26 protein-coding genes are annotated in these 26,168 nt (G+C 64.8%); 11 read left to right on the forward strand and 15 right to left on the reverse strand.

What is annotated here, in order from left to right:
* Positions 1-11: 11 nt before the first annotated feature.
* The 3 genes from ACZ1JX_RS14885 to ACZ1JX_RS14895 are packed head-to-tail and all read right to left on the reverse strand — an operon-like array spanning position 12 to position 1,667.
* On the reverse strand, positions 12-446 hold the full coding sequence (locus tag ACZ1JX_RS14885) for a cytidine deaminase (protein ID WP_465124300.1): 435 nt from the start codon (positions 444-446) through the stop codon (positions 12-14).
* Positions 443-1,153, reverse strand: coding sequence for a glycoside hydrolase family 25 protein (locus ACZ1JX_RS14890; protein WP_465124301.1), 711 nt, complete (start codon positions 1,151-1,153; stop codon positions 443-445). The genes ACZ1JX_RS14885 and ACZ1JX_RS14890 overlap by 4 nt, the downstream gene beginning before the upstream one ends.
* Positions 1,154-1,184: 31 nt before the next feature.
* Positions 1,185-1,667 (reverse strand): UPF0262 family protein, encoded by a 483-nt coding sequence (locus ACZ1JX_RS14895; RefSeq protein WP_465124302.1) that lies wholly within the window; start codon positions 1,665-1,667, stop codon positions 1,185-1,187.
* 117 nt (positions 1,668-1,784) lie between these two features.
* Here ACZ1JX_RS14895 and ACZ1JX_RS14900 point away from each other — a divergent pair, with 117 nt between their 5' ends.
* Together ACZ1JX_RS14900 and rpoZ are read left to right on the forward strand one after the other, a co-directional pair.
* Positions 1,785-3,299, forward strand: a complete 1,515-nt coding sequence (locus ACZ1JX_RS14900; RefSeq protein ID WP_465124303.1) for a replicative DNA helicase — start codon at positions 1,785-1,787, stop codon at positions 3,297-3,299.
* A 90-nt stretch (positions 3,300-3,389) separates the two neighbouring features.
* Positions 3,390-3,734 carry a DNA-directed RNA polymerase subunit omega gene (gene rpoZ / locus ACZ1JX_RS14905; RefSeq protein WP_039333165.1) on the forward strand — a complete coding sequence of 115 codons (345 nt, stop codon included), beginning with the start codon at positions 3,390-3,392 and terminating at the stop codon, positions 3,732-3,734.
* A 250-nt stretch (positions 3,735-3,984) separates the two neighbouring features.
* Here rpoZ and ACZ1JX_RS14910 read toward each other — a convergent pair whose 3' ends face one another.
* Positions 3,985-4,368: a nuclear transport factor 2 family protein gene (locus ACZ1JX_RS14910; protein ID WP_465124304.1), complete on the reverse strand. Its 384-nt coding sequence runs from the start codon at positions 4,366-4,368 to the stop codon at positions 3,985-3,987.
* A 76-nt stretch (positions 4,369-4,444) separates the two neighbouring features.
* On the reverse strand, positions 4,445-5,143 hold the full coding sequence (locus tag ACZ1JX_RS14915) for a dienelactone hydrolase family protein (RefSeq protein WP_465126431.1): 699 nt from the start codon (positions 5,141-5,143) through the stop codon (positions 4,445-4,447).
* Between the two features lie 116 nt (positions 5,144-5,259).
* Between ACZ1JX_RS14915 and ACZ1JX_RS14920 the strand changes: the two genes are divergently transcribed.
* From ACZ1JX_RS14920 to ACZ1JX_RS14950, 7 genes are all read left to right on the forward strand, one after another.
* Positions 5,260-5,523, forward strand: coding sequence for a DUF6489 family protein (locus tag ACZ1JX_RS14920; protein ID WP_465126432.1), 264 nt, complete (start codon positions 5,260-5,262; stop codon positions 5,521-5,523).
* Between the two features lie 31 nt (positions 5,524-5,554).
* Positions 5,555-6,853, forward strand: coding sequence for a tRNA uridine-5-carboxymethylaminomethyl(34) synthesis GTPase MnmE (gene mnmE / locus ACZ1JX_RS14925; protein WP_465124305.1), 1,299 nt, complete (start codon positions 5,555-5,557; stop codon positions 6,851-6,853).
* 189 nt (positions 6,854-7,042) lie between these two features.
* Positions 7,043-8,890 (forward strand): tRNA uridine-5-carboxymethylaminomethyl(34) synthesis enzyme MnmG, encoded by a 1,848-nt coding sequence (mnmG, locus tag ACZ1JX_RS14930; protein ID WP_465124306.1) that lies wholly within the window; start codon positions 7,043-7,045, stop codon positions 8,888-8,890.
* Positions 8,887-9,564 carry a 16S rRNA (guanine(527)-N(7))-methyltransferase RsmG gene (gene rsmG, locus ACZ1JX_RS14935; RefSeq protein WP_465124307.1) on the forward strand — a complete coding sequence of 226 codons (678 nt, stop codon included), beginning with the start codon at positions 8,887-8,889 and terminating at the stop codon, positions 9,562-9,564. Before mnmG ends, rsmG begins: the two co-directional genes overlap by 4 nt.
* Positions 9,561-10,337, forward strand: coding sequence for a ParA family protein (locus tag ACZ1JX_RS14940; RefSeq protein WP_465124308.1), 777 nt, complete (start codon positions 9,561-9,563; stop codon positions 10,335-10,337). The genes rsmG and ACZ1JX_RS14940 overlap by 4 nt, the downstream gene beginning before the upstream one ends.
* Positions 10,334-11,275: a ParB/RepB/Spo0J family partition protein gene (locus ACZ1JX_RS14945; RefSeq protein ID WP_465124309.1), complete on the forward strand. Its 942-nt coding sequence runs from the start codon at positions 10,334-10,336 to the stop codon at positions 11,273-11,275. Before ACZ1JX_RS14940 ends, ACZ1JX_RS14945 begins: the two co-directional genes overlap by 4 nt.
* Positions 11,276-11,425: 150 nt before the next feature.
* The gene (locus tag ACZ1JX_RS14950) at positions 11,426-12,580 is read left to right on the forward strand and encodes an acyl-CoA dehydrogenase family protein (protein WP_465124310.1); all 1,155 of its coding nucleotides are present in this window, start codon (positions 11,426-11,428) and stop codon (positions 12,578-12,580) included.
* 156 nt (positions 12,581-12,736) lie between these two features.
* Here the strand turns inward: ACZ1JX_RS14950 and ACZ1JX_RS14955 are convergent, their stop codons facing one another.
* Both ACZ1JX_RS14955 and ACZ1JX_RS14960 read right to left on the reverse strand, forming a co-directional pair.
* Positions 12,737-13,483 carry a glycine zipper 2TM domain-containing protein gene (locus ACZ1JX_RS14955; protein ID WP_465124311.1) on the reverse strand — a complete coding sequence of 249 codons (747 nt, stop codon included), beginning with the start codon at positions 13,481-13,483 and terminating at the stop codon, positions 12,737-12,739.
* Positions 13,484-13,593: 110 nt separating this feature from the next.
* Positions 13,594-14,076 (reverse strand): GAF domain-containing protein, encoded by a 483-nt coding sequence (locus ACZ1JX_RS14960; RefSeq protein WP_465124312.1) that lies wholly within the window; start codon positions 14,074-14,076, stop codon positions 13,594-13,596.
* 98 nt (positions 14,077-14,174) lie between these two features.
* On the opposite strand from ACZ1JX_RS14960, the gene ACZ1JX_RS14965 reads away from it, so the two are divergent.
* On the forward strand, positions 14,175-15,635 hold the full coding sequence (locus ACZ1JX_RS14965; RefSeq protein ID WP_465124313.1) for a PQQ-dependent sugar dehydrogenase: 1,461 nt from the start codon (positions 14,175-14,177) through the stop codon (positions 15,633-15,635).
* Positions 15,636-15,725: 90 nt separating this feature from the next.
* On the opposite strand, the gene ACZ1JX_RS14970 is transcribed toward ACZ1JX_RS14965, so the two are convergent.
* Together ACZ1JX_RS14970 and ACZ1JX_RS14975 are read right to left on the reverse strand one after the other, a co-directional pair.
* The gene (locus tag ACZ1JX_RS14970) at positions 15,726-16,544 is read right to left on the reverse strand and encodes a DUF815 domain-containing protein (RefSeq protein ID WP_465124314.1); all 819 of its coding nucleotides are present in this window, start codon (positions 16,542-16,544) and stop codon (positions 15,726-15,728) included.
* A gap of 11 nt (positions 16,545-16,555) precedes the next feature.
* Complete coding sequence (locus ACZ1JX_RS14975) at positions 16,556-18,274, reverse strand: acyl-CoA dehydrogenase (RefSeq protein ID WP_465124315.1); 1,719 nt, start codon at positions 18,272-18,274, stop codon at positions 16,556-16,558.
* 81 nt (positions 18,275-18,355) lie between these two features.
* Here ACZ1JX_RS14975 and ACZ1JX_RS14980 point away from each other — a divergent pair, with 81 nt between their 5' ends.
* Positions 18,356-19,303 carry an L-threonylcarbamoyladenylate synthase gene (locus ACZ1JX_RS14980; protein ID WP_465124316.1) on the forward strand — a complete coding sequence of 316 codons (948 nt, stop codon included), beginning with the start codon at positions 18,356-18,358 and terminating at the stop codon, positions 19,301-19,303.
* Positions 19,304-19,308: 5 nt separating this feature from the next.
* On the opposite strand, the gene ACZ1JX_RS14985 is transcribed toward ACZ1JX_RS14980, so the two are convergent.
* The 6 genes from ACZ1JX_RS14985 to rho all read right to left on the reverse strand — a co-directional run bounded on the left by ACZ1JX_RS14985 (position 19,309) and on the right by rho (position 25,987).
* On the reverse strand, positions 19,309-20,088 hold the full coding sequence (locus ACZ1JX_RS14985) for a head GIN domain-containing protein (RefSeq protein WP_465126433.1): 780 nt from the start codon (positions 20,086-20,088) through the stop codon (positions 19,309-19,311).
* A 318-nt stretch (positions 20,089-20,406) separates the two neighbouring features.
* Positions 20,407-20,931, reverse strand: coding sequence for a CarD family transcriptional regulator (locus ACZ1JX_RS14990; RefSeq protein ID WP_144904546.1), 525 nt, complete (start codon positions 20,929-20,931; stop codon positions 20,407-20,409).
* Positions 20,932-21,288: 357 nt separating this feature from the next.
* A complete protein-coding gene (gene fdxA, locus ACZ1JX_RS14995) occupies positions 21,289-21,627 on the reverse strand; it encodes a ferredoxin FdxA (RefSeq protein WP_144904548.1) in 339 nt (112 codons plus the stop codon).
* Positions 21,628-21,641: 14 nt separating this feature from the next.
* The gene (locus ACZ1JX_RS15000) at positions 21,642-21,932 is read right to left on the reverse strand and encodes an RNA-binding S4 domain-containing protein (RefSeq protein ID WP_144904550.1); all 291 of its coding nucleotides are present in this window, start codon (positions 21,930-21,932) and stop codon (positions 21,642-21,644) included.
* Positions 21,933-21,950: 18 nt separating this feature from the next.
* Entirely contained in the window at positions 21,951-24,497 is a 2,547-nt protein-coding gene (locus tag ACZ1JX_RS15005; protein WP_465124317.1) for a helicase-related protein, read from the reverse strand.
* 233 nt (positions 24,498-24,730) lie between these two features.
* Positions 24,731-25,987: a transcription termination factor Rho gene (gene rho, locus ACZ1JX_RS15010; protein ID WP_465124318.1), complete on the reverse strand. Its 1,257-nt coding sequence runs from the start codon at positions 25,985-25,987 to the stop codon at positions 24,731-24,733.
* Positions 25,988-26,168 lie beyond the last annotated feature (181 nt).

Consider the following 26,168-nt stretch of genomic DNA (forward strand, 5'->3'; position numbering starts at 1 on the left):
CCCAGATATCGTCAGGCGAGATTGGCGGGGCCGAAGGCGTTGGGCAAGAGTACCGAGAGGCGCATTTCCACGACTTCCTGCGCGCCGACGCAGATCACCAGCGGATCGGTGCCACCCAATGCCGCCAGTTCGTTCAGCACCTGTCGGCAGCGGCCGCAAGGGCTGATCGCAGCTTCCACCGCGCCACCCATGCCTCCGAGTACCGCCACGGCGAGCAATCCGCCGCGCCGTCCGGCATGGGAGGCGATGGATGCGGCCACGGTTTCGGCGCAGAGCGAAAGGCCGTAGCTGGCGTTCTCGAAGTTCGCGCCGGTGACGATTGCGCCATCATCGAACAGCAGCGCCGCGCCGACGTGGAAGCCCGAGTAGGGCGCGTAAGCCGTGTCCATCGCGCGACGCGCGGCGGCGATCAGGTCTTCGCGAAGCTCGGCCACGAGGTCGGTCATTGTTGCACCACCACCCAGTGCAGCGGCGTATTGGCTGCGTCCAGCCGCAGACGGTCGCTCGCGGTCCACATCACCCATGGCCTGCCGGCATAGGCGGGCTCGAGGTAATCCTGTTCGACCCAGATGTTGCGGTCGATCCGGGCGGCGAGATGGTACTGCTTTTCGAGTGCGCGGGACACCATGAGGATCACCGGCTTTTCGGCGTGCTTTTCCACCTGGTTGAGGAACGTGGTCAGCTCGCTCTGCATCTGTGCTTCGCCGGGGACCTGCGGGCAGGTGCGCGAATCGATGTCGAAGCGGATCGCGGGCGGCAGCAGGTCTTTGTCGCGCGGGACGACGGTGACAAAGTTCGCCGCCTGAGCATCTGCGGGCGCGCATAGGTCATAGACGTGGACTGCGCCGACCTGCATGCCCCGCTCGCGCGCGGCGATCAGGCCATCGGCAAAGGCGGTGTCGCGTGTCGAGATACCTTCGCTGGCAGTCAGATAGGCGAAATCGGCCCCGGCAGCGCGCAGCAGGCGCCAGTCGACAGCGCCGCTGTCATCGCTCAGCCAGACGCCCTGCACGGGATAGTCGCGCCGGTCGGGCATCCAGGTGCGCGCCTTCCACCAGCCGATGCCGAGGCCGACGAGGACCACCAGCAGCAGGGCGGCCAGCAGGCGCCTGCGCCCCGTATGCGGGCGGGCAGTGTTCCGTTTCTTCGGCATGATGAGATTCGCTTGGGACCCGAGTTCTGATTCAGCCCCTGATATGCAGCACGCAGATCAGGGTAAAGAGGCGTCTGGCGGTGGGAAAATCCGTCTCGATCTTGCCTTCGAGGCGTTCGAGCAGGGTGTCGGCGGCATCGTTGTGGATGCCGCGTCGGGCCATGTCGATCGTCTCGATCTCGGCTGCGGTCGCCTTGCGGATGGCCTGATAGTAGCTGTCGCAGATGGCGAAATACTCGCGGATCGGACGGCGGAACCGGCCAAGGCCGAGAATCACGGTTTCAAGCGGAGCGCCGCCATCGTCCGAGACCGCCAGCACGAGCCGCCCGTCATCAACCGAAAGTTTGAGCCGGTAAGGCCCTTCGTGCCCAGCCTCAAACGCGCGCAGCGGCTTGAACGTGTTTTCCTCGATCAGGTCGAAAATGGCGATGCGCCGCTCCTGCTCGATATCGGCGTTGCGCCAGATGATCGTCGCTTCGTCCAGCTCGATATGCGAGATGCGCGGGTCTGCCATTGGGCTTTCTGTGTTGCAGACGCGTGGGGCGCGGGCAAGGGTTTTGGCCACTCGGTCCCCGCTATCCACAGGGGCGATGCATTGCCGGATCGGGCCGCTTCGGGCACTATGCAAAGCATGTCCGCCAGCGAAGCCATTCTCACCCGCGAACCGTCAGAGATTCGTGCGCTCCCCTCAAACGTGGAAGCCGAAGCGGCGTTTCTGGGCGCGGTGCTGATCGACAACCGCATCCTTGAAGAACTGCAGACCCCGCTCAAGCCCGAGCACTTCTTCGCCGCAGTCCATGGCCGCGTGTTCGAACGCATCCAGGCGCTGATCGATCGCAAGGCGGTGGTCACGCCGGTCACGCTCAAGCCCTATTTCGAGACCGACGAAGGCCTCAAGGAACTGGGCGGCACCGCCTATCTGGCGCGGCTGACCTCGGACGGGCAAGGCCTGCTCAATCCGCGCGAGCTGGCCGAGCAGATCTATGACCTGGCACTTTTGCGCGAGCTGATCTCGGTCGGGCGCAACCTTGTCGAAGGTGCGCTCGATACCAGCGATTCGGTCGCCCCGCTCGAACAGGTGGAGAAGGCCGAAGCCGCGCTCTATGCCGTGGCCGAAGGTGCGCAGACCGGCAGCGAAGCGCAGAGCTTTGCGCAGGCCACGCGCGCCTCGCTCGAGATGATCGAGAAGGCGCTGCTTTCAGGCGGCCACATTTCGGGCAAGACCACGGGCCTGACCTCGGTAAACGAGAAGATCGGCGGCCTGCACGATTCCGACCTTATCATCCTTGCCGGACGCCCGGGCATGGGCAAGACCTCGCTCGTCACCAACATCGCATTCAACGCGGCCGACCGGCTGCGGCGCGATCTGGCCGACGGCATTGCGCTCAAGGATTCGGTGGGGGCAGGGGTCGCCTTCTTCAGCCTGGAAATGAGCGCGGACCAGCTCGCCACGCGTATCCTGGCCGAGCAATCGGGCATCAGCTCCGAATCGCTGCGCATGGGCCGCATCAGCCGCGAGGATTTCCAGCAGCTGTCCTTCGCCAGCCAGCGCCTGGCCGAACTGCCGCTCTATATCGACGATACCCCGGCGCTGACCATCGGTTCGCTGCGTGCCCGTGCCCGCCGGTTGAAGCGCCGCCACGACATCGGCCTGATCATTGTCGACTACCTGCAGCTGCTGCAGGGGTCCGGCCGCAGCGACAACCGCGTCAACGAAATCTCGGAAATTTCGCGTGGACTCAAGACCCTGGCCAAGGAACTCTCGGTCCCGGTGATCGCGCTCTCGCAGCTTTCCCGTGCGGTGGAACAGCGCGACGACAAGCGCCCGATGCTGTCGGACCTGCGCGAATCGGGCTCAATCGAGCAGGACGCCGACATGGTCTGGTTCGTGTTCCGCGAGGACTATTACGTCGCCGCCAAGGAGCCGAAAGTCCCGCAAGGCAACGACGATTCGAAGATCCAGGAAGCCCACGCCGCGTGGCAGGCCGAAATGGAACGGGTCTATGGCCTTGCCGAACTGATCGTCGCAAAACAGCGCCACGGCTCGACCGGCAAGGTCCGCCTGCGCTTCGAAGCCCGCATCACCCGGTTCAGCGACCTTGCGCCTGACGACATGCGCGCAGCCTATGGCGGCGGGGACGACTGAGTCGGACGCCACGCGCGAATCCTTGACTTTTCCACACCCCCGGCCTAGCTGCCGTCCTTTCCGTAATTCTCAAGTGATTGGAGTGCCCTGATGGCGCGCGTTACCGTCGAAGATTGCGTCGACAAGGTTCCCAACCGTTTCGATCTGGTCCTGCTGGCCGCCGAACGCGCCCGCGCGATTTCGGGCGGTGCCGAACTCACCGTCGATCGTGACCGTGACAAGAACCCGGTCGTCGCTCTGCGCGAGATCGCCGAAGAGACCGTGCGTCCTGCCGTGCTCAAGGAAAACGTGATCCAGTCGCTCCAGCGCGTGCTGCCTGACGATGACGATGAAGTCGATGAAATCGGCTCGCTGTCGCAGTCGGCCGAAGCGCTGCGCATCACAGCTGCGGCACCGGTGCGCAACACCTCGCTGGGTGCTGATTACGACGGCTGATTTTTTCGGCTGATCAATGGCTTAGATTAGGCCCGCAGTTCGCGCTGCGGGCTTTTTCGTTTCTCGCAGAGACGCAGAGAAACAGGGAGATCGCAGAGAGGTTGCGCCTGGCCGTCAGGCCGCTCGACTTACGGTCATTTCATCCAAGCCGCGACACATGAAATTCAACGCGGTTTCACCGCAGGAGCGCCTTCTCTGCGCTCTTCTTTCCCTCTGCGTCTCTGCGAGAAACCCTTAAAAACGCAACCGCTCAGGTGTTCTCCAGCCGCTCGGCCATCAGCTGCCAGACCTTGTTGATCGCCTTCAAGGGCCGGACCATGACCTTGAAATCGACGATGCGGCCTTCAAGGTCGAAGCGGATCAGGTCGATTCCGTTGACGCGCACGTCGTCCATCTCGCACTCGAATTCGAGGCAGGCCTCGGGGCCGTCGACCAGCTCGCGCACATAGCGGAAGGTGCCGTTGCCGAAGACCTGGCCCGCGGCTGTGAGATACATCAGCACTTTCTCGCGCCCCGCTTGCTGGGTGTGAACGACGGGAGAATGGAACACGGCGTCATCGGCGACGAGTTCCTCGAGCAGCGTGATATCGCCGCTGATCATGTACCGGTGCCATGCTGCTAGGCCGAGTTTCATGCGCTTCTCCCGTTGTTCTTCTTGTGGTTAGGGCAGGGGCGTTGCGCGGGCATTGATCCCGCGCAACGCCGAAGACTTAGCCGAGGTGCTGCGCGAAGAAATCGCGCGTGCGGCGGTCAGCAAGCTGCGCGCCTTCCTCGTCGCGGCGGTCGCCCATCTCGGCCGCAAAGCCGTGATCCAGGCCCTCGTAATCGTAGAGCGTCACCTTGGGGTGCGGATCAAGCCCGTCGTGGATCGCCTTCTGCGCTTCGGGGCCAACGAAGTGGTCGGCGGTCGGAATGTGCAGCATCAGCGGATTGGCGATGGCGTGCGATTCGTTCAGCATCTGGTCGATCATCACGCCGTAATAGCCGACCGAAGCATCGATATCGGTGCGCGCCGCCGCCATGTAGGCCATGCGTCCGCCCAGGCAGAAGCCGACGAGGCCGACCTTGTCGATGCCTTCGTAGCCGCGCAGGAAACGGATTGCCGCCTCGATGTCCTTGATACCCTTGTCAGGATCGTACTGGCCGAAATAGCCAAAGGCTTCCTGCATCTGCTCCGGCACATCGGGATCGAGTTCGACGCCGGGAGCAAAGCGCCAGAAGATGTCGGGCGCGAGCGCCATGTAGCCCTGATCGGCCGAGGCCTCACACTTGTGACGGATACCGGGATTCACTCCGAAGATCTCCGGGATGATGATGATCGCCGCGCGGATCGGACCGTCCGGCGTTGCGAGATAGCCCGGTATATCCCCTTCGCCGTCGAGTGCTGCAAATGTGATCTTCTCGCCCATGTCGTTCATCCTGCGATTCAATGGAGTTGGTCTGGATCCATGTTGGCCCTGCCCATGGACTTTGCCAAGCGTGCATGACAGTCTTGCAAGCCAAGCGGATGCCGGGAGAGGCGCACATGAAAGTCACCGTCGAAGTCGATTGCACGCCAGAAGAGGCCCGCCGGTTCCTCGGGCTGCCCGATGTCTCGAAGGCGAACGACGTCTATGTCGAAAGCGTCGCCAAGGCGATGCAGGGCGCGGGCAGTCTCGATCAGTTGCAGAGCTTCGCCAAGCAGGTCGCGCCGATGGGCGAGATCGGGCTTAAGCTGTTCCAGAACTTCATGGAGCAGGGCGGTCTCGGTGCGATGACCGGGTCGGGTTCGAAGAAGCCGAAGGACTGACGCTCTTCCAATGATCGTGTAGGGGAGGGGCGTGACCGATACGATCTTCGCCCTCTCCTCCGGCCCACCACCCGCGGGCATTTCCGTCATCCGCATCAGTGGCCCGCAGGCAGGGGCGGCGCTTGAGGCGCTTTCGGGCAAGCTGCCCACGCCGCGCCGCGCGACGCTGGCCACGCTGGCCGATCCGCGCGACGACACACACCTCGACCGGACGATGGTGCTATGGCTGCCCGGTCCCGGCACGGCGACGGGCGAGGACAGCGCGGAACTGCATCTGCATGGCGGGCGTGCTGTTGTTGCAGCGGTGGAAGCGGCGATTGGGCGCTTGCCCGGTTTGCGGCGTGCGCAGGCCGGGGAGTTTACCCGCCGCGCATTTGCCAATGGGCGGATCGATCTGGCCGAGGCCGAGGGGCTGGCCGACCTGCTTTCTGCCGAGACCGAACTGCAACGCCGCGCTGCGCTGGCGATGGCCGAGGGTGCGCTTTCCCGTGAAACGGAGCGCTGGCGTAATGCCTTGCTGGGCATCTCGGCGAAGCTCGAAGCGGCGCTCGACTTTTCTGACGAGGACGACGTCGGGGCGGAGCAGGACCTGCTGCCGCCGGGATTTGTTGCGGACTGCGCAGCGCTGGCGCAAGACCTCGAAGCATGGCTCGCCCGCCCGCGCGCTGAGCCGCTGAAGGAGGGCTTTCGTGTGGTCCTGGCAGGGCCGCCCAATGCGGGGAAGTCGACCTTGTTCAACGCGCTCGTTCAGCAGGAAGCCGCGATCACCGCGGCGGAGCCCGGGACGACCCGCGACGTCCTGACCTTCGCTGCATCGCTTGATGGCGTGCCGTTTACCTTCGTCGACACCGCTGGCCTGCGCGATGAAGGCGCGGGCGAAATCGAGCGGATCGGCATTGCCCGGGCACGGGCGGCGGCGGAGAAGGCGGACCTGATCCTGTGGCTGGGGCCTGAAGGTGAGGGGCCGGAGGGACGGGCGTTGTGGGAAGTGGCTGCGCGCTCGGATGATGCCAGTGCACCGCGCAAGTCGGATGCAGCCTTGCAGCTATCGGCACGCACGGGCGAGGGGATGGCGCAACTGCGTGAGGCGTTGATCGCTCATGCCCGGAAGTCCTTGCCTGCTCCTGGGGAGGCCGCCCTCAACCAGCGGCAGCATGAGCGACTTGGGCAAGTGGCGGCGGCGCTCGATCAGGCGCAGCGTGAGAGTGATCCCTTGCTGGCGGCGGAGAACCTGCGCCTCGCGCGCATTGCGCTTGATGCGCTGGTTGGGCGGACGAGCACGGAGGACATGCTCGATTCGCTGTTCGGGCGGTTCTGCATCGGGAAGTAGGTGTTTCACGTGGAACATCGCTCTTCGTCATTGCCGCGAAGGCGGGAATCCAGTTAGCTCGGGGCGTGAACATGGATTCCCGTCTTCGCGGGAATGACGAAGTTGTGGCGGCGAGCGGCATCTGTTTCACGTGAAACGCTCCATCTGAAACTTTGACGCGAATCCTCAACTCGCGTATCGCGCGAAGCCATGCACCAGTTCGATATCATCGTGGTCGGCGGCGGACATGCCGGCGTCGAGGCGGCGGCCGTTGCGGCGCGGATGGGCGCGCGCACGGCGCTGGTTTCGTTCGATCCGGCAACAGTCGGGGCGATGAGCTGCAACCCGGCCATTGGCGGACTCGGCAAGGGCCATCTGGTGCGCGAGGTCGATGCCTTTGATGGACTGATCGCGCGCGCGGCAGATGCGGGCGCGATCCACTACCGGATGCTCAACCGCTCCAAGGGCAGCGCCGTGCAGGGGCCGCGCGTTCAGGCCGACCGCAAGCGCTTCAAGGCGGCGATCCAGCAGATGATTGCCGCGCAGCCGAATCTGACCGTCGTTGGGGGAGAGGCGGCTGCGCTTCATTTGGAGCAGGGACGCGTCGCCGGGATCGACCTCGCCGATGGCTCGCGGCTCTCGGGAAGGGCGGTCGTGCTATGCACCGGCACATTCCTTGGCGGGCGGCTGTTCCGGGGTGAGGAACGCATGGACGGCGGACGCATCGGCGAGGACTCTGCGCATCGTCTGGCGCAGCAGTTGCGCACGGCGGACCTGCCGATGGCGCGGCTCAAGACCGGGACGCCACCGCGTATCGATGGGCGCACCATCGACTGGGCGCGCTTGCCCGAGCAGCCGAGCGATGCCGATCCCTGGACGATGTCGCCGCTGACCAAGGCGCGGCCACTGCCGCAAGTGTTCTGCGCCATCGCCCGCACCAACGAGCGGACGCACGACATCATCCGCGCAGGGCTTGACCGTTCGCCATTGTTCACCGGTGCGATTGGCGCGCAGGGTCCGCGCTATTGCCCCTCGATCGAGGACAAGATCCACCGCTTCGGCGACCGCGACGGACACCAGGTTTTCCTCGAGCCAGAAGGTCTCGACGACAGCACCGTCTATCCCAACGGTGTCTCGACCTCGCTGCCGACCGATGTGCAGGTGGCGATGATCCGTTCGATGGAAGGGCTGGAGCAGGCCGAGATCACCGTGCCGGGTTATGCCGTGGAGTACGACCATATCGATCCGCGCGCGCTCAATCGCGGGCTGGAGGTGAAGGCGATACCCGGCCTCTATTGCGCCGGTCAGATCAACGGAACGACGGGGTACGAGGAGGCCGCAGCCCAGGGGCTGGTCGCGGGGATGCATGCCGCGGCTGCCGGACTGGGCCGCGAAGCCCCCGAGCTGGACCGCGCCAACTCCTACATGGCGGTGATGATCGATGACCTGACGCTGCACGGCGTGAGCGAGCCCTATCGCATGCTGACCGCCCGTGCGGAATACCGCCTGCGGCTGCGCGCCAACAATGCCTCGACGCGGTTGACGCCGGTCGGGCTGGCGGTGGGCTGCGTCGGTGAAGAGCGCAGGCAGTGGTTCGAGGAGCGGCTTGCCCAGCGTGAGCGACTGGAAGACTTGCTTACGCAGGAGGCGACGCCGACTGAACTCAACCGGGCGGGGATGCCGGTTCGCGCCGATGGCTCCCGGCGCTTGCTCAAGGAATGGCTGCGCTTTCCCGAGGTCACGCTGGACACGCTGCAGCCTTGGATCGGCGACGAGCGCTTCGATCCGCTGCTGGCCGAAGAGGTCGAGGAGGACGCAGCTTATGCACCCTATCTCGCCCGGCAGGATGCCGAGCTGCGCGATCTCCGCGCCTCCGATGGCGTGCCACTTGGCGCGGACTTTCCCTTTGCCGAAGTGCCGGGCCTGTCGCGCGAGATGGTCGAGAGGTTGGAGAAGGCGCAGCCCGATACGCTTGCCGCTGCCGGACGGATCGCGGGGATCACGCCTGCGGCGCTCGCCAGCCTGCTGGTCCATGCGCGGCGGAGGCTGGCGGCATGAGCGTGTTGGTGACCGAGGCCGAAGCACAGGACTGGCTCCGCAACGTTCTGCAGGTCGATGACGTCGGGATGGATCGCCTGTCGCGGCTCGTCTCACTGCTGCTCGAAGAGAACGAGCGGCAGAACCTTGTCGCGCGCGGGACGCTGCCGCACGTCTGGGTACGCCACATCGTCGACTCGGCGCAGCTGCTCCATGTTTCACGTGAAACACTCCCTGAAGGGGAATGGCTCGATCTCGGGACTGGAGCCGGTTTCCCTGGGCTGGTGGTCGGCGCACTTCAACCGGAACGCCCGGTCAAGCTCGTGGACTCGCGCCGACTGCGGACGCAGTGGCTTCAGCGCTGTGCTGATGCCCTCGGACTGGAGCGCGTGCGTGTCGTCCTTTCGCGAGTCGAAGATCTGCCTGACGGTCCGCATGCCGTGATCTCGGCGCGCGCGTTTGCGCCATTGGACAAATTGGTTACGCTTTCCGCCCGCTTTTCCACACCCGACACGGTCTGGCTGTTGCCGAAAGGGGCAGGGGCACCGCATGAATTGCAGGTGCTCCCCGACTCATGGAATCACCTGTTCCACGTGGAACAATCGCTGACCGATGAGAATGCCGGGATCATCGTCGGGCGCCTGCTCGGCGGGAGCGCACCGCGAACGACGCAATCCAAAGGCAAGCGCAAATGATCACCGTCGCCGTTGCAAACCAGAAGGGTGGAGTGGGCAAGACCACCACCGCGATCAACATCGCCACGGCGCTGGCCGCCACGGGGTGGAAGTCGCTGCTGATCGATCTCGATCCGCAGGGCAACTGCTCGACGGGCATCGGCATTTCATCGGGCGAGCGCGAGCGGTCTTCCTATGACTTGCTGATCGATCAGGCATCGGTTGCCGATTGCATGATGCCGACGCGCATTCCGGGGCTCGACATCGTGCCGGCGACGGTGGACCTTTCGGGCGCCGAAGTGGAACTGGTCAGCGTCGAAGACCGCACGCACCGTCTGCGCAAGGTGCTGACCGCGGAGACCGGGCACGATATCTGCCTGATCGACTGCCCGCCCTCGCTCGGGCTGCTCACGCTGAATGCGCTGACGGCGGCAGATTCGATCCTCGTTCCCCTGCAGTGCGAGTTCTTCGCGCTCGAAGGCCTGAGCCAGTTGCTGCAGACGGTCGAGCGGGTGCAGGAGCGGTTCAATCCCGATCTCGGCATCCTCGGCATCGTCCTGACCATGTACGACCGGCGCAACCGCCTGACCGACCAGGTGGCGGACGACGTGCGTTCGTGCCTGCGCGATCTGGTGTTCGAAAGCGTGATCCCGCGCAACGTGCGCCTGTCCGAAGCGCCGAGCCATGGGCTTCCCGCGCTGATCTATGACCATGCCTGCCCCGGTTCGCAGGCCTACATGAAGCTGGCCCGCGAACTGATCGGCCGGCTGCCCGAACGGAGGATTGCGGCATGAGTGGCGACGAAGCAGTCAAGGCACCGGCGCGCAGGACCGGGCTGGGTCGCGGACTCGGCGCGCTCATGGGCGAAGTCCGGCGGGAGGAGCCGATTGCGCGCATTTCGGTTTCTGGCGAGGAAGGCGCAGCGTCGCGCGATGGGGGTCTGGCGCTGCTGACTGTCGCCTCGATCGAACCGCATCCCGAACAGCCGCGCCGTCACTTCGATGAGGATGCGCTGGAGGAGCTGGCGCAGTCGATCGCGGCGCGCGGTGTAATCCAGCCTGTCGTCGTGCGGCCGATTGCTGGCGGACGCTACCAGCTCGTCGCGGGCGAGCGGCGCTGGCGCGCGGCGCAGAAGGCGCGGGTTCACGAAATCCCGGCCATCGTGCGAAAGCTCGATGATCGCGATGTGGCGGCGCTCGCGCTGATCGAGAATCTCCAGCGCGAAGACCTGAACCCCGTGGAAGAAGCCCGCGCCTATCAGCGCCTCGCCGACAGCGAAGGGCTGACGCAGAACGACATCGCCAAGTTCGTCGACAAGTCGCGCAGCCATGTGGCGAACATGATGCGCCTGCTCGGGCTTCCGGATGACGTGCTCGACATGGTCGTGCGCAGCGAGCTGTCGATGGGCCATGCGCGGGCGCTGATCAATGCGCCCGATCCGGTCTCGCTCGCACGCGAAGTAATCGCCAAGGACCTGTCCGTGCGCGATACCGAGAAGCTCGCGCGCAAGGCAACGCGGCCCGAAGGCCAGCGGCGTCAGGCGCGTGCCGGCAAGGATTCCGTGGGCGCTGCAGATCTCGCCGCGATCGAGCAGCACCTCGAGGATTTCCTCGGGCTCAAGGTCACGATCCAGCCAGACTCCGATCCTACGACCGGTGCGGTGACGATTCGCTACAAGAATCTTGACCAGCTGGACCTGATCTGCGGCCGGTTGACCGGCGGAGATTTCTAAGCCTCTGGTCATAAAGGGATTTCATTGACGTCACGGCGTCATGTCTCCTGCACCAACGTACATTAATTGGTCGATTAAATATTCGTTGACCGGAACAGGGCTGTGCGCATAGGTTGGCACGATAACAGTTCAAGACCGGAGAGATTGGCCATGTCGCTCGACCTGATCCCGCGCACTGCCTACAACGAAGACCACGAAGCCTTCCGCCAGACCGTCCGCCGCTTCCTGCAGGATGAGGTTGCCCCCCATTCGAACGAGTGGGCCGAAGCCGGGATCGTGCCCAAGAGCATCTGGCCCAAGGCGGGCGAACTCGGCATGCTGTGCCCGACCGTTCCGGAAGAATACGGCGGCCTTGGCCTCGACTTCGGCTACAACGCCATCGTCGACGAAGAGAGCGCCTATTACGGCCGCGTCGCCACGGGCTTCTCGCTGCAGTCCGACATCGTGGTCAACTACATCGTCTCCTACGGCTCGGAAGAGCAGAAGAAGAAGTGGCTGCCCAAGATGGTCTCGGGCGAGGTGATCACCGCCATTGCCATGACCGAACCGGGCACAGGCTCCGACCTTCAGGGCATGAAGACCACCGCCAAGAAGGACGGCAACCACTACGTGATCAACGGGTCGAAGACCTACATCACCAATGGCCAGAACGCCGACCTGATCCTGGTGTGCTGCAAGACCGACACCGAGGTGCAGCCGGCGTGGAAGGGCGTCTCGATCGTGCTGGTCGAAGCTGATCGCGAGGGCTTCAAGCGCGGCCGGAATCTCGACAAGATCGGCCAGGACGAGGCTGATACCTCGGAGCTGTTCTTCGAGGACGTGCGCGTTCCGATCACCAATTGCCTGGGCGAAGAGGGTAAGGGCTTCATCTACCTGATGAGCGAATTGCCGCAGGAGCGCCTGTCGATCGCCGTCAGCGCGCAGGCTTCGGCGCAGAAGGCGTTTGATGACACCGTGGAATTCACCCGCGAGCGCAAGGCCTTTGGCAAGCCGATCCTCGACTTCCAGAACACCCGCTTCACGCTGGCCGATCTCAAGACCAAACTGCAGGTGGGCTGGGCGCACCTTGATTGGGCGCTGGCTCGTCATCTCAAGCGCGAACTGACTGCCGAGGAAGGCGCGGCGGCCAAGTTGTGGCACACTGAACTGCAGTGGGAAGTGATGGACAAGTGCCTCCAGCTCCACGGCGGTGCGGGCTACATGAACGAGTACGCGATTGCCCGCGCCTGGCGCGGCGCGCGCGTGACGCGCATCTTCGGCGGCACCAACGAGATCATGAAGGAACTGATCGGGCGCAAGCTCTGAGACTAAGGCTCCGTGGATTCCCGCCTTCGCGGGAATGACGACAGTGGACAAGGAAAGGGCCCGCTCTCCGGATTGGAGGGCGGGCCCTTTCGATTCCGTGGTCGTCATTGCGAGCCCGCGAAGCGGGAGAAGCAATGACGAGGGTTTTGGGTAGGTTCAGCCCGTGTAGACGCGCTTTTCCTTGACCCGCTTTTCCTTGATGATCTTCGGGCGCGGCCGGATCACGCGGCTGCGCTTGGTCTCGACCCAGGTTTCGGTGACGACGGTAGTTTCCACGCAGGGCTTCTGCGGGGGGAGCATGACCGGCACCATCACGTAGCCGTAGGGCGCATAGCCGGGGTAGTATCCGGGATAGGCTGCGCCCGGATACCCTTGCGGCGGGAGCGAGGCGAAGTAGTCGTCGCATTCGCGGCGCAGGCCCTTGTCTTCGGCCTTGTCGATCACATTGCCCGCGACGGCCCCGGCGACGGCTCCGACCGCCGTGCCGAGCACGCGGTCACCCTTGCCGGCGATGCGATTGCCCGCCACGCCGCCGAGCAAGCCACCCAGCAAAGCGCCGCCCACGCCCTTGTCGCCATAGACCTTTGCGCAGCGCTCGTTCATTTCGGCCCAGCGCGGATCGGGCTGAGGGCGGTAGTTGTTCGGGCGATAGGCCTCTTGCGGTGGTGGTGGCGCATCGGGCATCGGCTGCGCCATGATGACCGTAGGGTAGGGCGCGCCGATCATCGGCGGGTAGTAGATCGGCCCCGAAGCGCCACCATAATAGCCGCCCCCATAGGAACCTCCCTGGTATCCGCCCTGCCAGCTGCCGCCGACCTGACCGGAGTGGTGATAGTCCCCGGCCAGCGCGGGAGTGGACATGGCACCGAGCGCCAGCGCTGCGAGTGTTAGACGACGAAGCATGCGGTTTGCCCCAGATAAGGTTCGTTAACCGCAAACTTACCATCATGGCCCGCACAAAACCAAGGTTTCGGGCGCGGCTGAGTCCCGCCTGTCCCGAATCGGGGCAGGAATCAGATGCGCGAGGCAATCGTCACAGCAAGAGCCTCGATTCCGCGCGCGTCTTCCGCGTCGAACCTTGCGGGCGAGGGGCTGTCGAGATCGATCACGGCGATCACCGCGCCATCGCGAATCACCGGCACGACGAGCTCGGAACGGCTTGCCGCATCGCAGGCAATGTGGCCGGGGAAGGCGTGAACATCAGGGACCAGCTGCGTCTTCGCGGTTGCCGCGGCGGTGCCGCAGACGCCCGAGCCCAGCGCAATGCGGATGCAGGCAGGCTTGCCGATGAACGGTCCGAGGACGAGTTCGCCGCCAACCATGCGATAAAAGCCCGCCCAGTTGAGATCTGGCAGGTACTCCCAGATCAGCGCGGCGAGATTAGCCATGTTGGCAACGCCATCGGGTTCGCCCTCGGTCAGGGCCTTGGCGGCGGCAAGGAGGTCGGCGTGGAGTTCGGCCTTGGGCTGGCCTTGGGTGGGAGCGAATGTGAACATGGGCAGCGCCTTAACCCATCATCCGCCAAAAGTCGCGCCGCGCAACTTCATGCGGTCCGCCATTGCCCTGAGAGGCAGGGGGGCCTAGATTCGGGCCCATGAAAGTCATCAAGAAGATCCTGATCGCGCTGCTCGTGATCGTCGCCATTCTCGCAGCCTGGATTGCCTGGTCAATTCACGGCTCGTCCGCGGAATACACGCTCAACGAGACGTCGGGACCCAAGCCCAAGCTGGCGATGCCCGACAGCCAGACGATCCCGACGATCAAGACCGCCGACCCGATCGGTTGGAAGGACGGCGAGGCGCCCGTCGCCGCACAGGGCCTTGCAGTGACGCGCTTTGCCGACAAGCTCGATCATCCGCGCACCGTGGTGACCCTGCCGAACGGCGACGTGCTGGTGGCCGAAACCAACTCGCCGCCACGCAAGGTCGAGGGGATTACCGGCGCTGTGATGAATTACCTGTTCGAGAAGGTCGGCGCGGGTGGCCCTTCGCCGAACAAGATCGTGCTGCTGCGCGATGGGGATGGTGACGGCAAGGCCGAGCAGCGCTTCGTGATGGAGAACCCGGCGCTCGATTCGCCCTTCGGCATGGCCTTCCGTGAAGGCCGGTTGCTGGTGGCCAACCACAATGCGGTGCTCTCGTTCCCGTATGAACTGGGCCAGACGACGCTGACCGGAAAGCCGGAAAAGCTGATGGACCTGCCGGGCGGCGGCAATCACTGGGCGCGCAACCTGCTGCTTTCACCCGATGGCTCGAAGCTCTACGTTACCGTCGGCTCGTCCTCCAACATCGCCGAGGATGGCATCGACGCCGAATACCGCCGCGCCTCGATCCACCAGTACGATTTCGCCAAGAAGAAGTCGTTCGAGTTTGCAGGCGGCCTGCGCAATCCCAATGGGCTCGACTTCAACCCTTACAGCGAAGAGCTGTGGACCGTGGTCAACGAGCGCGACATGCTCGGTTCGGACCTCGTGCCCGATTACCTGACCAACGTGCCGTTCGGCGCGAACTATGGCTGGCCGTGGGTCTACTGGAAGAAGAACATCGACCAGCGCGTGACCGCGCCGATGCCCGAGTACATGCTCGATTACGTGCGCAAGCCGGAATACGGGCTCGGCGCCCACACCGCGCCACTGGGCCTTGCCTTTGCCAGGGGCGGCAACCTGATGGGCGACAAGTTCCAGCAGGGCGCCTTCATCGCACGGCACGGTTCGTGGAACCGCCGGCCGCTCTCGGGCTATGACGTGGTCTTCGTGAAGTTCGACACGATGGGCAATGTCCTGCCCAATCCGCCGGTGCCGGTTCTGACCGGCTTCCTTGCCGATGAAAACACCGCGCACGGGCGTCCGACCTGGGTCACGTTTGCCAAGGATGGCGCGCTTCTGGTGAGCGACGATACCGGTGGCGTGATCTGGCGCGTGACGGCTCCCGGCGCGAAGCCGGCAGCCGCGATCACCCCGCTACCGACACGCACGGCTCCGCCCCAGCCCAAGGGCACGGGCAAGTTCATCATGAAGCCCAATGCGGATTCGGATCTGATGAAGCCGGAGCAGTGATCTGAGAGTTCGTCATTCCCGAGAAGGCGGGAATCCAGTTAGCGCCGCGCCGCATGGATTCCCGCCTTCGCGGGAATGACGACTGTAGGCTTAGAGACTGCGTCCGGCACGCCCTGCCAGCTCGTTGACATACTGCCACGCCACACGGCCTGAGCGACCACCGCGGCGCTTGGACCATTCCAGCGCGTCGCCTTCGTCGTAGGTCAGGCCGAAATGCGCGGCGTATCCGGCGATGATCGCGAGGTAATCGTCCTGCGTGCAATTGTGGAAGCCGAGGCTGAGGCCGAAGCGGTCGGCCAGGGCGAGGCGGTCGTCCACCACGTCGCGCGGGTTGATCGGGTCATCCTGCTCGGACAGGTGCCGCTCGACGATGGCGCGGCGGTTGGACGTGACCGCGAGCCGCACGTTGGCCGGACGCGCCTCAACGCCACCCTCCAGCCATGAGCGCAGCTTGCGCGCCCCATCGCTGTCCGAGGCATCGAAGCCGAGGTCGTCGAGGAACACGAGGAAGCGGCGCTCGACCTTGCGCAGCACACTGAACAAGTCGGCAAGGCCCGCGTCGGGGCTGGCCTGCACCAACGCGATGGAGCCGGGATTGGCCTGCTGCGCCGCCAGCGTTGCCGCGCGGAGCAGGGCGGACTTGCCCATCCCGCGCGCGCCCCACAGAAGCATGTCGTGCGCCGCAGCGCCGCGGGACAGGCGGGCGACATTCTCGACCACGGCGGTTTTCTGCTTGTCGATCCCCTGCATCAGGTCGAGTGCAGGCGCCTCCAGCGGATCGATCCCGCGCGCTGACTTGCCATCCCAGACATAGGCGGGGAAGGCGCGCCAGTCGGCGCTTTCGGCACGCGGCGGGGCAAGACGCTCGAGCGCGTCAGCAATGCGGGCAAGCAGGATATCGTCGGCCATGGAGCCGGGGGTTATCCGGCCAGCGCCTCGCTGTCGAGATCGTAGAGCAGGGCAGCACCGGCCATGGCCGAAGAGCCGAGCCCGCGCGCTTCGGGCACGATCACACGGTTGAAGAACTTGGTCACCGCGATCTTGCTGTGCAGATCCGAGGCGCGCGACTGGCGGGCAAGCTGCCATCCGGCGACGGCGACCGCGCACATCGTGGTGAACGGCACCGAGCCTGCCAGCTTGTCGTCCAGCGATGCAGTCGTGCTCATCCATTGGCCGATGGCGGCGGCATCCTTGGCCAAGGCCGCGACTTCAGGAACGTCTTCCATCTCGGACGCGATCTCGGCCATCAGTGCCTGCAGCACGCCGCCGTTATCGTATCCGAGCTTGCGGGTAACGAGGTCGGCCGCCTGGATGCCGTTGGTGCCTTCGTAGATCGGCGCGATGCGCGAATCGCGCAAGTGCTGGGCAGCACCGGTTTCCTCGATGAAGCCCATGCCGCCGTGGACCTGGATGCCAAGGCTGGCGACTTCGCAGCCGATGTCGGTGCCCCAGGCCTTGAGCATGGGCACGAGCAGTTCGGCACGCTTCTGCGCGGCCTCGTTGCCAAGGCTCCCACGATCGACCTGTCCCGCCGTGTAATAGAGCAGGGCGCGGCTGCCTTCGGTCAGGGCGCGCATGCGCATCAGCATGCGGCGGACATCGGGATGCTCGATGATCGCGACCGGGCTCTTGTCGGGCGAGCCGGCGCGGGCGGACTGCACGCGGTCGCGGGCATAGCCCAGCGCCTGCTGCAGCGCGCGTTCCGCAATCTGCACCCCCTGGCTGCCGACGTTGATGCGTGCCGAGTTCATCATCGTGAACATCGCGCGCAGGCCCCCGTTTTCGTGGCCGACCATTTCGCCAATGCACTCGTCATTGTCGCCATAGGACATCACGCAAGTGGGCGAGGCGTGGATGCCGAGCTTGTGCTCGATAGAGACGCAGCGCACGTCATTGCGCGCGCGGAGCGATCCGTCCTGTTCCACGTGAAACTTCGGCACGATGAAGAGCGAGATGCCGCGCGAACCTTCTGGCGCACCCGGCGTGCGGGCGAGAACGAGGTGAATCACGTTGTCGGCCGCGTCATGCTCGCCGAAGGTGATGTAGATCTTCGTGCCCTTGATCAGGTACTTGCCCGCGTGCGGACCTTCAGTGACCGGGGTGGCCGTGGTGCGCAACGCGCCGACGTCGGACCCGGCTTGTGGCTCGGTCAGGTTCATCGTGCCCGACCATTCGCCCGAAATCAGCTTGGGCAGGTAGACGGCCTTCTGCTCCTGATTGCCGTGATGCTCCAGCGCCTCGATCGCGCCGACGGTCAGCATCGGGAGAAGCGTGAAGCCCATGTTGGCCGCGCCGAGCGTTTCGAGCGTGGCCGTCGCCAGCGTGAAGGGCAGGCCCTGGCCGCCGAATTCGGTCGACCCGGCGATGGAGTTCCAACCCTGCTCGACGAAGGCTTTGTAGGCATCGACGTAGCCAGGGGGGAGGGTGACATCACCGTCCTTCCACTTCGCACCGATCTGGTCGCCCGCGCGGTGGAGCGGTGCCCATTCGCCGGCGGCAAATGCGCCGATGCCTTCGACGATCGCCTCGACCAGATCGGGCGTGGCGGCAGCAAAGCGTTCGCTCTGGGCCAGCTCGTCGATCCCGGCGCTCACGCGGATGGCGAGAAGCTGGTCGGCAGTGGGCGGGGTGAAAGTCATTGTCCTCTCCTGTCTCGCGCAAATCCAGGCACAGGGCATGTGCGCTTGGCGCGGGGCTTGCGTCTCCCTATAGCGACCCTGATGGAGCCGACAAAGCCTTCCAAGGTGCACCTGTCCGATGATCGGGGTCTGGATGAAGCCGCGCGGGTGATCGTGCGGGGCGGAACCGTCGCCGTGCCGACCGAGACGGTCTATGGTCTGGCAGCCCGGGCAGACGACGATGCTGCGGTTGCAGGCATCTATCGCGCCAAGGGTCGGCCCGATTTCAACCCGCTGATCGTACACGTGCCTGACGTTACGGCAGCCGAGGCCTTGGCCGTGTTCGATGACCGGGCGAGGGCTCTGGCACAGGCGTTCTGGCCCGGCGCACTGACCATGGTCCTGCCCTTGCGCGCGGGTGCCGGTCTTGCCCCGGCAGTGAGCGCGGGCCTGCCCACCGTGGCGCTGCGCTGCCCCGCCCATCCGGTGATGCAGGCACTGTTGAAAACCTGTGGATTGCCGCTCGCCGCACCATCGGCGAATCGCTCTGGCGGGGTGAGTCCGACCAGCGCGGCCCATGTCGCGGCATCGCTGGGCGACAGGGTCGACCTGATCCTCGACAGGGGCGAGACGCAGCAGGGGATCGAGTCCACCATCGTCGGCCTGCGCGCCGATGGTTCGTGGAGCGTGCTGCGTCCCGGACCGATCACCGAAGCACAGATTGCCGCCGTTCTGGGTGGCAGCAGTGCCGCCATGACGTCAGCAAAAATCGAAGCTCCGGGGCAGTTGGCGAGCCATTATGCGCCGGGAAAGCCCGTTCGGCTCGATGCAGCACGTGCCGAAGCGGGGGAATTCCTGATCGGCTTCGGCGATGTCATGGGTGACGTCACGCTTTCGGCCTCGGGCGATCTCGCCGAGGCGGCAGCGCGGCTCTATGCCTGCCTGCACCATGGCGCTGCCGCAGCAGAGCCCCGGATTGCCGTGGCGCCAATTCCGGACCATGGCATCGGCGTGGCGATCAATGACCGCCTCCGCCGCGCCGCAGCCTGATCGGCTTACTGTTCTTCAGCAGGTTCGCTGGCATCGCTTTGCGGCGTCACGCCGTTTTCGCAAACCAGCTTGCCCGAGCCCATTGCGCTGACCTTGCAGGTCGCGCGGCCGAACACGCGCACTTCACCCGAGCCCATGATGTTGGCATTGACGTGGCCATTGGAGGCAAAGCGGGCATTGCCCGATCCGGCGACGTCGACCTTGACCTCGTCGACGTTGAGCCCGTCCATCTCGGCATCGCCGCTGCCGGCAATGGTCATCTTGAGTTCCCTGGCCTTGCCTGCGGCCTTCAGCTTGCCCGAACCGACCACGTCGATCCCGAGCTTCTGCGCGTCGATCGCGCGCGCATCGACCACGCCCGAACCGGCAACCGTGATCTTGGCTTCGTTGCCGCCCATCTGATCGGTGGTGAGGTTGCCGGAACCGGCAAGCATGACCTCGCTCAGCATCGGCAAGGTGACGTTGACTGTGGCAGCCTGGGTCGATTGCCCAAGCTTCCAGTCATCACGGGTAATGCCAAGCTGGCCCTCGGAGAGCGCAAAGCGCAGCTTGTCGGCCCCTTCGCCGTCGACGGTGATCGCCAGCTTGTCGCCGCGCGTCACGCGGACGTTGTCAGGGCCAAGCAGGGCAATGGTGGTGGGGGCAGGGCCGTTCAAGTCGAGCTCGGACAGAGGCACGCCCTTCTTGCCATTAAACGAGATATTCGCCCCGTCACACCCGGCGAGCGCGGTGGCGAGACCCATGACTGCAACGCCTGCCAAGGCACGAACGAAATTCTTGAGCATCACGAAGTCACTCCTAACTGTATTGCCGATATAACACGGTGATACGATCAGGGCCAAGTCGTTCGTGGAGTGGTAGCGGGGGTTGGTCGTCTGGGGAAACCGCTTTTGCGCCGCAGGCAGGAAGATGGGGTTTCTCGCAGAGACGCAGAGGGAAAAGAGAACGCAAAGAGGATTTCAGCTCTTTGTCTTTGCGGTCTTCTTCTCCTCTGCGTCTCTGCGAGAAACCCTCCTCAATCTTTCAAAGCCTCCGGCGGACATACGAAAAAGGCCCCCGGTTTCCCGGAGGCCTCGTTGCAGCGCCAGTGCGGCGGAAACGGATCAGGCCGTTTCGTAGTACTTGGGCGCGTGTTCGTTGAGGATCTCGAGGATCTTCTTGAGCGCGGCAGGCTCGTCGGTCTTTTCCATCGCGGCCAGTTCGCGCGCGAGGCGCGAGGAGGCGGCTTCGAAGATCTGACGTTCCGAATAGGACTGCTCGGGCTGATCGTCGGCACGGAACAGGTCGCGCGTCACTTCGGCGATCGACACGAGGTCACCCGAATTGATCTTCGCTTCGTACTCCTGGGCGCGGCGCGACCACATCGTGCGCTTGACCTTGGGCTTGCCCTTGAGCGTATCGAGCGCTTCGCGCAGCGTCTTGTCCGAAGACAGCTTGCGCATGCCGATGGCTTCGACCTTGTTCACCGGAACGCGCAGCGTCATGCGCTCCTTTTCGAAGCGCAGCACATAGAGCTGCAGCTTCATGCCGGCAATTTCTTCGTCCTGAAGTTCGACCACCCGGCCGACACCATGCTTCGGATAAACGACGTAGTCCCCAACATCGAAGGCGAGAGCCTTACCTGCCATTGGTAATCCTTTCGACGCGGGCAGGACCGGCAATGGACAGTGCGAAGCCTTTTGGGGGAAAAGGGCATGGGCCCGCCGGATCGACGGTCATGCAAGGCTTGCGATCCGATTGCTTTTTTCGTCCTGCCGTTTTCGTGGTGAAAAGACGCCGGACAGGACAAAGCCCACCGGCGCTTGGCGGCCCATATAACATCTCGGCAACAAAATTACCACCCCTGAACGCACTGCAGCGCAGCAGAAATCGTTTGCTGCCTCCGATGTGGAAGCAACAGGGGGTAGCAGGACCCTCTCAGCTGTGGGTCGGACAGGCAGAGCGTAAGGAGCGTTCGCCGCGCAAACGCTCCCAAAGCGCTGGAATCAGTCGCCTTCGCCGGGCTCTGCCGAGAAGTACTTGTCGAACTTGCCGTCTTCGCCCTTGTGCTCGTCGGCGTCGGCCGGAGCATCCTTCTTGGCGGTGATGTTCGGCCATTCCGCCGAGAACTTGGCATTGAGTTCGAGCCACTGCTCGAGGCCGGATTCGGTGTCGGGCAGAATCGCCTCGGCCGGGCATTCCGGTTCGCAAACGCCGCAGTCGATGCACTCGCTGGGGTTGATCACCAGCATGTTCTCGCCTTCGTAGAAACAGTCCACGGGGCAGACTTCGACGCAGTCCATGAACTTGCAGCGGATACAGGCGTCGGTGACGACATAGGTCATGGCGAATTGATCCCTCAGGTATCTGTTTGAGGCCGTGCTAGAGGCGTTGCACCCGGCCCGTCAAGCACCCGATAACAGGCCTGTGCCTCAGGGGCAGGTCCACGCCGGTCGGGAAGTGCCAGAACCTCGACCACCATGACCCTTGTGCGCATCGGCAGGACAAGCACGTCACCCAGCCTGACATCGGCACTGCAGCGTTCGATCCGGCGACCGTTGAGGCGGATGTGGCCGTCCTCGACCCAGCCTTGCGCCAGGCTCCGGCTGCCTGTGAAACGGGTGAACCAAAGGAACTTGTCGATCCGCAAGCAGCGTTTCTCCCCGTTCTATCGTGCGACCAGTTCGGCCAGCGCGGCGAAAGCGCCACTGACAGGACGGGGCGGTATCGGTGCATCGACTTGCGACACATTGCGAGTGGGGCGCCAATCCCACAGCGGCGGCTGCGGCGGACCGAATGCCTTTTCGGGCAAGGCACGGCCCATGTGGACGCGAAAGCCCCCGGCGCGCAGCAGCGCGGCATAAGCGGCGGTCGAAAGATTCATCGATCGCGCGATGGCGGGATCAAGGAACACGCGCCGCGCCTTGGTGCCCATCCGTGTGGCGTGGGCGTGGTGGAGCAGCTTCTCTGCGAGATCGACCCGCAGGGCTTCGTTGCCGAGGCGGCGGTATCCGGCAGGCGCGATCTTCGTGTGGACCACCGGCTGCATCGTTTCGGGAGGCAGCGGGGCAGGCTTTCCCCAGATGCGGGCAAGGCGATGCCACGCCTGCATCGCGCCGGGGCGCAGGGCATTGGGCAGGAACAGATCGAGCGAACCGATCCGCACGCCAAGCTTCTTCAGGCGATGCCGCTGCGCAGGGTCAAGCCGGTCCAGCCCCGATTCCTCGCGCACAAGAACCCCGCCTGCTTCGACGAGGTGGAGCAACAGGGCCCTGAGTTCCGGCCCCGAAGCCGGATCGCGACTGGCCTCGTCCAGCGCCAGCAGCGCGGCCAGGTGCCGCTTGTGCTGTGCGCCAAGCCACGCTTCGAGCGCGGCGACGACTGCCGCCTTGTCGCCGGGTGCGAGCCTGTCCAGCGCCGGATCGGGCTTGAGGCGGGGACTGAGCATCGTGCGCCCGCGTTCGAGCCGCGCGACCACGGTGTCCTGCCAGACAAGCGCGGTGTCCTCGAACTCCAGGGCGCCGGGTTCAGCCGCAGCGGCGACCAGTGCCCTCGCGCGTGCCGAAAGCAGGCCGGGCAGATGCCGCTCGGCCGCTGCCAGCAGCAGCTTGCGATCCTCGGCGCGGGCGAGGGGATCGACGACGAAACGGAAGCCTTCGATGTGGCCGATGGGCTCGTCATCCACCAGCAGCGCGCCTTCCTCGGACAAACGGACCGGCAGCAGTCCCGCGTCAGCCCCGGCCTTGCGCATCAGCACGGTGGTGCGGCGGTTGACGAAGCGTTCGGTCAGGCGCGCGTGGAGCGCATCCGAAAGCCGCGCCTCGACCGCGCGGGAGCGGGCCGACATCTCCTCCTTCGCCAGCACCCAGTCAGGCCGCTGCGCGATATAGGCCCAGGAACGGATCGCGGAGATGCGGGCCTGCAGCGTGTCGATGTCGCCCGAAGGGTTGTCGAGCTGGGCAATCGCCTGCGCCACGTAATCCGCGCCGAGATAGCCATGGCGCAGATCCTGCCAAAGCCGGCTGACGAAGCGGCTGTGCGTCTCCTCCCCCTGCGAGCGGAAATCGGGCAGGCGGCAGACGTCCCAGAAGCGCTGGACCGAGCGTTGGCCGCGTATGCTGGAGGCTGTCTCGGGTTCTTCGGCAAGCCGCTTGAGCACGGCAAGGTCGATGGCCTGGGGCGGCACCACAAGTTCCGGGCGCGGCGGCAGGCTCTCAAGGTCCTCCATCAGCGTCGCGATGCTGTCAAACCGCGGTTCCGCTTCGCGCCAGAACAGGCGGGTCAGCGGCGGGAAGCGATGCTCTTCGATCGCGTAGATTTCTTCGTCGGTGAACTCCGGATTGGTCCCGCCCATTCCGGCGAGCGTGCCGAAGGTGCCATCGCGCTGGTGGCGTCCGGCGCGCCCGGCAATCTGCGCCATTTCCGCCGTTGTCAGACGGCGCTGGCGATGCCCGTCGAATTTCGAGAGTCCGGCGAAGGCAACGTGATGGACATCGAGGTTGAGCCCCATGCCAACCGCATCGGTTGCAACGAGATAATCGACCTCTCCGGCCTGATACATCGCCACCTGGGCATTGCGCGTCTGTGGGCTGAGCGCGCCCATCACCACAGCCGCGCCGCCCCGGAAGCGCCGCAGCATTTCGGCCATGACATAGACCTGCTCGGCACTGAACGCGACGATCGCGCTGCGCGGGGGAATGCGCGAAAGCTTCTTCGCTCCGACATGGGTCAGCGTGGAAAAGCGCGGGCGGGTGACCACTTCGGCCTCGGGCACGAGCGCCTTGATCATCGGCTCCAACGTGGAGGAGCCAAGCAGCATCGTCTCCTCGCGCCCGCGCGTGTGCAGCAGGCGGTCGGTGAAGACATGGCCGCGTTCGGGATCGGCGGACAGTTGCGCCTCGTCCAGCGCGACGAAGGCGAGATCGGGGCGCGAAGGCATGGCCTCGACCGTGCACAGATGCCAGCGCGCGCCCTTGGGCTCGATCTTCTCCTCGCCGGTGATCAGGGCGACGTTTTCCGCCCCCTTGATCGCACAGACCCGGTCATAGACCTCACGCGCAAGCAGGCGCAGCGGAAAGCCGATTGCGCCCGAGGAATGGGCGCAGAGCCGCTCGATGGCGAGATGGGTCTTGCCGGTGTTGGTCGGCCCGAGCACCGCCTTGACCACGCCCGTATGGCCGGTTTTCCGAGGCTGGGCGGGAAGACGCTGGGCCATGGAGGGGAATGTGGCGGGCATGATCGTCTGAAACAAGCGAGGAGGGGAATTTTATCCCCTGCCCGAAGTGTCGCCCTTTAGTGGCGCTGCGCGCCATGCCCACCCCCGACCCCTCCCGCCTGCGGGAGGGGGGAAGTGTAGTGCTGCATGCCCTCCCGCAAGCGGGAGGGCCGCGAGACTTGGGTCACGAAGTGGCCCTAGTCGCAGCGGGGTGGGCCTGGTGCGGCCCAGCGTTACTGGTTCATCGTCGCAAAGAAGTCTTCGTTGGTCTTGGAATCCTTGATCTTGTCGAGCAGGAATTCCATCGCGTCGATCGTGCCCATCTGCATGAGGATGCGGCGCAGCACCCACATCTTCGAGAGCTGGTCCTTCGGCACGAGCAGCTCTTCCTTGCGGGTGCCGCTCTTGCCCACGTCGAGCGCGGGGAAGATGCGCTTGTCGGCCACCTTGCGGTCCAGCACGATTTCCGAGTTGCCGGTGCCCTTGAACTCTTCGAAAATCACTTCGTCCATGCGGCTGCCGGTATCGATCAGCGCGGTGGCGATGATGGAGAGCGAGCCGCCTTCCTCGATGTTGCGCGCCGCGCCGAAGAAGCGCTTGGGGCGCTGCAGGGCGTTGGCGTCGACACCACCGGTCAGCACCTTGCCCGAGCTTGGCACAACGGTGTTGTAGGCACGGCCCAGACGCGTGATCGAGTCCAGCAGGATCACCACGTCGCGCTTGTGCTCGACAAGGCGCTTGGCCTTCTCGATGACCATTTCGGCAACCTGGACGTGGCGCGTGGCGGGCTCGTCGAAGGTCGAGGAGATGACCTCGCCCTTCACCGAGCGCTGCATGTCGGTGACTTCTTCCGGGCGTTCATCGACCAGCAGGACGATCAGGAAGACATCCGGATGGTTGTCGGTGATCGCCTTGGCCATGTTCTGCAGCAGCACGGTCTTGCCGGTGCGCGGCGGGGCGACGATCAGCGCGCGCTGACCCTTGCCCTGTGGGCTGACCAGATCGATCACACGGGCCGACTTGTCCTTGACCGTGGGGTCAAGCGTGTCGAGGCGCAGGCGCTCGTTCGGGTAGAGCGGAGTGAGATTGTCGAAGTTGACGCGGTGGCGCACGGCCTCCGGTTCGTCGAAGTTCACCTTGATCAGGCGGGTGATCGCGAAATAGCGCTCGCCATCCTTGGGCGCGCGGACTTCGCCTTCCACCGTATCGCCGGTGCGCAGGCCCCATTTGCGGACCTGGTTGGGCGAGACGTAGATGTCGTCAGGGCCGGCCAGATAGTTCGCTTCGGGGCTGCGCAGGAAGCCAAAGCCGTCGGGCAGGACTTCGATCGTGCCGATGCCGAGGATTTCCTCGCCGTCTTCAGCCATTTCCTTGAGGATCGCGAACATCAGGTCCTGGCGGCGCATGGTGCTGGCGCCTTCGACCTCGAGCTCTTCGGCCATCTGGACCAGCTCGGCGGGGGTCTTCTTCTTGAGTTCCTTCAGGTGCATTTCTTGAATTTCCAAAGGGTTAGGTAGATGGCCGGAAACCTCTGAAGGGCTTGGAGAAAGCAAGAGGGCGGCTGCATCAGCGGCAGCGCGTCAATCTTCCGGTTCATCGGCAGATATGCCTCAGGCGGGCGATAGTCAATTGTGGATCGGGGCAGGGGGGTGGTATCCTCGAACCATCGAG

This window comes from Novosphingobium sp. BL-A-41-Hi4A-0G (assembly GCF_055521735.1).

Coding starts and splice junctions, on each gene's coding strand:
- ACZ1JX_RS14885 (WP_465124300.1), bottom strand. CDS start 446: ATGACCGACCTCGTGGCCGAGCTTCGCGAAGACCTGATCGCCGCCGCG.
- ACZ1JX_RS14890 (WP_465124301.1), bottom strand. CDS start 1,153: ATGCCGAAGAAACGGAACACTGCCCGCCCGCATACGGGGCGCAGGCGC.
- ACZ1JX_RS14895 (WP_465124302.1), bottom strand. CDS start 1,667: ATGGCAGACCCGCGCATCTCGCATATCGAGCTGGACGAAGCGACGATC.
- ACZ1JX_RS14900 (WP_465124303.1), top strand. CDS start 1,785: ATGTCCGCCAGCGAAGCCATTCTCACCCGCGAACCGTCAGAGATTCGT.
- rpoZ (WP_039333165.1), top strand. CDS start 3,390: ATGGCGCGCGTTACCGTCGAAGATTGCGTCGACAAGGTTCCCAACCGT.
- ACZ1JX_RS14910 (WP_465124304.1), bottom strand. CDS start 4,368: ATGAAACTCGGCCTAGCAGCATGGCACCGGTACATGATCAGCGGCGAT.
- ACZ1JX_RS14915 (WP_465126431.1), bottom strand. CDS start 5,143: ATGGGCGAGAAGATCACATTTGCAGCACTCGACGGCGAAGGGGATATA.
- ACZ1JX_RS14920 (WP_465126432.1), top strand. CDS start 5,260: ATGAAAGTCACCGTCGAAGTCGATTGCACGCCAGAAGAGGCCCGCCGG.
- mnmG (WP_465124306.1), top strand. CDS start 7,043: ATGCACCAGTTCGATATCATCGTGGTCGGCGGCGGACATGCCGGCGTC.
- rsmG (WP_465124307.1), top strand. CDS start 8,887: ATGAGCGTGTTGGTGACCGAGGCCGAAGCACAGGACTGGCTCCGCAAC.
- ACZ1JX_RS14940 (WP_465124308.1), top strand. CDS start 9,561: ATGATCACCGTCGCCGTTGCAAACCAGAAGGGTGGAGTGGGCAAGACC.
- ACZ1JX_RS14945 (WP_465124309.1), top strand. CDS start 10,334: ATGAGTGGCGACGAAGCAGTCAAGGCACCGGCGCGCAGGACCGGGCTG.
- ACZ1JX_RS14950 (WP_465124310.1), top strand. CDS start 11,426: ATGTCGCTCGACCTGATCCCGCGCACTGCCTACAACGAAGACCACGAA.
- ACZ1JX_RS14955 (WP_465124311.1), bottom strand. CDS start 13,483: ATGCTTCGTCGTCTAACACTCGCAGCGCTGGCGCTCGGTGCCATGTCC.
- ACZ1JX_RS14960 (WP_465124312.1), bottom strand. CDS start 14,076: ATGTTCACATTCGCTCCCACCCAAGGCCAGCCCAAGGCCGAACTCCAC.
- ACZ1JX_RS14965 (WP_465124313.1), top strand. CDS start 14,175: ATGAAAGTCATCAAGAAGATCCTGATCGCGCTGCTCGTGATCGTCGCC.
- ACZ1JX_RS14970 (WP_465124314.1), bottom strand. CDS start 16,544: ATGGCCGACGATATCCTGCTTGCCCGCATTGCTGACGCGCTCGAGCGT.
- ACZ1JX_RS14975 (WP_465124315.1), bottom strand. CDS start 18,274: ATGACTTTCACCCCGCCCACTGCCGACCAGCTTCTCGCCATCCGCGTG.
- ACZ1JX_RS14980 (WP_465124316.1), top strand. CDS start 18,356: ATGGAGCCGACAAAGCCTTCCAAGGTGCACCTGTCCGATGATCGGGGT.
- ACZ1JX_RS14985 (WP_465126433.1), bottom strand. CDS start 20,088: ATGCTCAAGAATTTCGTTCGTGCCTTGGCAGGCGTTGCAGTCATGGGT.
- ACZ1JX_RS14990 (WP_144904546.1), bottom strand. CDS start 20,931: ATGGCAGGTAAGGCTCTCGCCTTCGATGTTGGGGACTACGTCGTTTAT.
- fdxA (WP_144904548.1), bottom strand. CDS start 21,627: ATGACCTATGTCGTCACCGACGCCTGTATCCGCTGCAAGTTCATGGAC.
- ACZ1JX_RS15005 (WP_465124317.1), bottom strand. CDS start 24,497: ATGGCCCAGCGTCTTCCCGCCCAGCCTCGGAAAACCGGCCATACGGGC.
- rho (WP_465124318.1), bottom strand. CDS start 25,987: ATGCACCTGAAGGAACTCAAGAAGAAGACCCCCGCCGAGCTGGTCCAG.